This window comes from Intrasporangium chromatireducens Q5-1 (assembly GCF_000576575.1).
Taxonomy (GTDB): domain Bacteria; phylum Actinomycetota; class Actinomycetes; order Actinomycetales; family Dermatophilaceae; genus Intrasporangium_A; species Intrasporangium_A chromatireducens.
This window is the reverse complement of the sequence record NZ_AWQS01000291.1, coordinates 1-4183: the sequence shown is the minus strand read 5'-3', so window position 1 is coordinate 4183 and position 4183 is coordinate 1. Positions and strand designations below refer to the sequence as shown.

The following is a 4183-nucleotide window of genomic DNA, read 5'->3' as shown; positions in this document are numbered from 1 at the left end:
CGGCCAGGCTGCGCAACGCGGCCGGATGGGACGCCACGACCGCCAACGCGGCCTCGACCCGAGCCGGGCTCAGGGCCGGGTCGGTGGCCAGCACGGCGGCCAGCACCTGGGCGCGACGCTGCTCGCCGGCCACTGACCTCTTCGCGTGCCGCGTCACCGACGGCTTACTTCGATGGTGCCGGGGCTACGCGTGCGCGCCGTGGTCGGGCCGGTGGCGCCGACCCGGCCGGGGCACCCGGCGCGGTGGCCGGCCCACCGGCATAGGGCTCGAGCAGTTCGTCAGGCGAGCAGTCCAGGATGTCGCACAACGCCGCCAACGTTGTCAGGTTGAGCCGTTCCGGGATCCGGACCACCAGCCGGTAGACCTGCTCGCGTGACAGGCTCACCCCCCGCTCGGTCAGCAGCGGAACCAGATCCGTGGTCGCGAACATCCCGCGCTCGGCCATCAGCCGCCGCAGATGCCAGTGGTAGCCCACCTGCCTGCTCATCTCATCCTCCCGCCGTGTCGGCACCGAACGCCCGGGCCAACGCCGAGCGCAGCATCTGGTTCTTCGCGTCCGCACCGATCGAGGTGTAGATCGCGGTCGTCGAGGCCCACGAGTGCCCGACCTGCTGCTGCACGAACAACGGGTCGACGCCATCCTCGATCAGGTGCGACACATACGAGTGGCGCAGGCAATGGACGGACAACTCGACCGGCAGCCCGGCCGCCGCCCGGTAGAGCGCGAACCGGTCATCGACCGACCGGGTCGAGATCCGAGCCCCTCGCTCGGTCGGCCACACCGCCACCGGGTCCGCTCCATCAAAGCGTGGCCGCACCTCCACGAGGTACTCCTCGAGCGCCTCGACGGCCCACGGCATCACACTGGCCACCGCGCGCCGACGCGGCGCGGAACCTCGCATCGCCTTGCCGAACCGGACATGACACACGCCCAGCCCACCGAGCTGGGGGGCCGCCGGATTCGCTGAGAAGTCAGTCAGATCCAGCATCGTCACCTCCCGGCATCGCAGTCCCCAACCGTAGGTCACCTTCAACAGCGTGGCGTCCCGGAAGGCCGTCAACCATCCCTTCCGGCCCGAGGCGGCCAACCGCTGCGCCCGGTCATCAGCGGCGTCGAACAACGCCTGGCACTCCGCCCGCGTCAGCGGCCGGCGCGCCGGGCGACCCTCATAGTCCGCGACATGCGCGACCATGTTGTCCTCGTGGCAGATCTGACTCGGACGCGCACCGACCCGCTGCTCACACTCGGCCACCCAGCCGTAACGAGGATCCGTCACATAGGCGCAGAACGCGGCAACCGCGCCCTGATAGGCGCGTACCGTCGAATGCGCCCAGCTGCTGGCGGCCACCCATCGCTCCAAGTCCTCAGCGCGCCAGCCCCATGGCCAGTCGCCCGTGAACGCCTGGAAGCGGCGCACCGTCCGCTCGCGCCCGCCGATCAACGATGCGCCGAGCCGACGACTGAGCTGCTGACGACGCCACCCGCCGAGCATCTCCTCGAACAACGCCGACTCCCCCCTCAGCGGCGTCGCTCCCGTCACCAACGCCAGCGCCGTCACGCTTGACCGCTCCACGCCAACACCCCCTCCCGCAGCCCGGCATCAGCTGCCTCATCGTGGCATTCAAGGCAACGGAACCGGATGCCTCATCGTGGCACCAGCCACAACAGAGCGGCGTCACCGCAGGTCAGACGGCGTGTCATCAGTAACCCCGCCCATCAACCGCACGAAGACGTGAAACCCAAAGCGCAGCAAAGGCAACGGTCACGCGACCCGTCGAATGCTGCCCGGAGTTGCAGTAGATGCAACTCTGCCAATTTTGTGAGCGGTAGCGAAGGTGTGCCGCAGGTCGTGCAGCCGGGGACGGGCAGCTCCGCGTGGTCGTAGCCCCGCGGCGGTAGCGAGTCGGGCGAAGTGGGCTTCGATGGTGCTGCGCTGGTAGCCGGTGCCGCGGGTGCTGACGAGTAGCGGTCCGCCCGCGGCGGGGCGGGCCGCGACCCGCGCGGGCAGGTCGCGGTACGCGAAGAGCGCCTCCACGGTGGAGGGGTGCACCGGGACCAACCGGTCCTTGCGTTTGCTCGCTCGGATCAGCAGGGCCCCGGCCTCGGTGTTGATGTCATCGGTGGTCAGTCGCAGCGCCTCGCCGATGCGCAGCCCGGTCGCGGCCAGCAGCCCAATCGTGGTGCGCAGCGTCGCGGCCGGCAGCGGCCGTGTGAACACCTGGTCGCAGGCGTGCAGGAGCGCGTCGAGGTCGGCCTGGGAGTAGAGGAACGGTGCGGCGCGTCGTGGCCCGGCAGGCAGGATCCCCGCGGGTGGGACCTGCACGTCCACACCGATCGCGTCGAGGTACTTCGCGAAGGTGCGGACCGCTCCAAGGCGCATGCCCCACCACCGCGGGTCGGCACGGGCCGGCTGCCTGGCCCACTCGATCGCATCCGCGGTGGTGAACGTCTGCTTGCCTGTCGCCGCGAGCCAGGTGCAGAACTGCCCGGCCAGATGTTCGAGCTTGCCCAGGTCGTAGCCCAGGGCGCGGCGCATCGTCAGATACTCGTTCAGGTGCTCGTTGAAGGTGCTCATGGCGCGGGCACCTTTCCCCACGCCGGGACCAGTTCGCGCAGCGCGGCCAGGTCGGTACGCGCGTAGACCATCGTGGTGTCCGTGCGTGCGTGCCCGAGTAGCTCGCGGGCCTCGATCAGCGAGCCGCCGGCGGCGAGGACCGCGGTCGCTGCGGTGTGCCGCAGCGCGTGGGCGTGCACGGTCCCCAGGCCCGCTTCGGTGGCCAGGCGCGCGACGACACCGGAGATGCCTTTGCTGCTGAGCCCGACCAGCGGCGGGCGCAGCCGGATGAACACGGCCCGGTCCGCGGCCCCTGGCGGACGTCCGTCCCTGAGGTAGTCGACCAGTGCCTGCCCGACATCGCTGGGGATCGGCAGGGTCAGGACCCGCCCGCCCTTGCCATGTGCCATTAGCGTGCCGGCGTGCCAGTTCAGGTCGTCCAACGTCAGCGCGGCGGCCTCCCCCGCGCGCAGCGCGAGCCGGCTGATCAGGACCACGACCGCACGGTCGCGCCGACCCGCGGGCGTGCTCGTGTCCGCGGCCGCGATCAGCGCCTGTACCTGCTGCGCGCTCAACGCTGATGGCAGGCCCGGTACCGCCGGTGCCGGCCGCAGGACGCCGGCGGATATCGCCCGGTCCAGCCGGCCGGTCAGGAACGCCCAGTCCAGCAGGCCGCGCATCGACGAGACCAGATGCCGCCGCGAGGACAGCGAGTACCCCTTGCCCTGCCGGGTGACGTACCGGTTCACAGCGGCGGCGTCGACGTCGTCCCAGCTCAGCTGCCCGTCCGGGTCGACGGGTCGTTCGGCAAGGAAGCCTGCAACCCATCGGCGGGCCTCGGTGGCCCACCCTTGGCTGACGCCGCGCCGGGTGCGCAGGTGCTCGATCCACTCCAGCAGCAGCACCTCCGACGGCGACAGAACGGCTGGCGCTGGGCGGGGCGCGGTGATCCGGCCGGTGGCCAGGAGGAACTTTCGCACCGTCACGATCCGGTGCGCCGAGGAAGGATGCCGGCGCCGACCCCTCACCTGCGATGCCATGAACCGGGTCAGGAGCACGTCGTCGACCTCCCGCGCGCCCAAGCCCTGCCGGGCCATCCAGTCGCTCAGCCGTGCCGCCGTGCAAGCCACCGACGCGGCGGTGCCCGGCGCGTACCCCTGATCCCGCAGCCACGCCACCAAATCCACGACGACCTCATCCAGCGGACCTCCGCTCAGCCGTGGCCTACCGTGCCGAGCACGGCTGACCGGTGGGCGCAGCACCAGCACGCCCCGCGCTGCCAGGAACCGCTTGACCAGCGGCAGATACTGAGCAGCGGCCGGGGCCGTGCTGCCCGACCGCTGCCGCTCGAGATCGACGTACTCGTCGATGACGTCCTCATCGACGTCCTCGACGCCCAGCCCCCGACCGGTCATCCAGGCCGAGAACCGGCCGAACGCCAGCACCGCCCGGCGGGCGCGTTCCTCCGAGACCCCCGAGTCGCTGAGCCAAGCCTCCAACGGCTCGGCCCAAGCCACACTCGGGTCCGCACGATTGATGTCCACATCGGCCATGGCCGCCTCCTCGGGTAGAGATCCCGAGCATCGCGCCGCCGACGACTATGCCGACCTTCTGGCTCCTCCCGAGC

4 protein-coding genes are annotated in these 4183 nt (G+C 71.0%); all 4 read right to left on the bottom strand.

The window, feature by feature from the left end:
• Positions 1–164 precede the first annotated feature (164 nt).
• Positions 165–488 carry a helix-turn-helix domain-containing protein gene (locus tag N864_RS19775; protein ID WP_034721368.1) on the bottom strand — a complete coding sequence of 108 codons (324 nt, stop codon included), beginning with the start codon at positions 486–488 and terminating at the stop codon, positions 165–167.
• Position 489: 1 nt separating this feature from the next.
• The gene (locus tag N864_RS19770; RefSeq protein ID WP_034721364.1) at positions 490–1575 is read right to left on the bottom strand and encodes a tyrosine-type recombinase/integrase; all 1086 of its coding nucleotides are present in this window, start codon (positions 1573–1575) and stop codon (positions 490–492) included.
• A gap of 189 nt (positions 1576–1764) precedes the next feature.
• Positions 1765–2577 carry a tyrosine-type recombinase/integrase gene (locus N864_RS19765; protein ID WP_081794061.1) on the bottom strand — a complete coding sequence of 271 codons (813 nt, stop codon included), beginning with the start codon at positions 2575–2577 and terminating at the stop codon, positions 1765–1767.
• Positions 2574–4109: a tyrosine-type recombinase/integrase gene (locus N864_RS19760; protein ID WP_051518836.1), complete on the bottom strand. Its 1536-nt coding sequence runs from the start codon at positions 4107–4109 to the stop codon at positions 2574–2576. The genes N864_RS19765 and N864_RS19760 overlap by 4 nt, the downstream gene beginning before the upstream one ends.
• Positions 4110–4183 lie beyond the last annotated feature (74 nt).

Coding starts and splice junctions, on each gene's coding strand:
- N864_RS19760 (WP_051518836.1), bottom strand. CDS start 4,109: ATGGCCGATGTGGACATCAATCGTGCGGACCCGAGTGTGGCTTGGGCC.
- N864_RS19765 (WP_081794061.1), bottom strand. CDS start 2,577: ATGAGCACCTTCAACGAGCACCTGAACGAGTATCTGACGATGCGCCGC.
- N864_RS19775 (WP_034721368.1), bottom strand. CDS start 488: ATGAGCAGGCAGGTGGGCTACCACTGGCATCTGCGGCGGCTGATGGCC.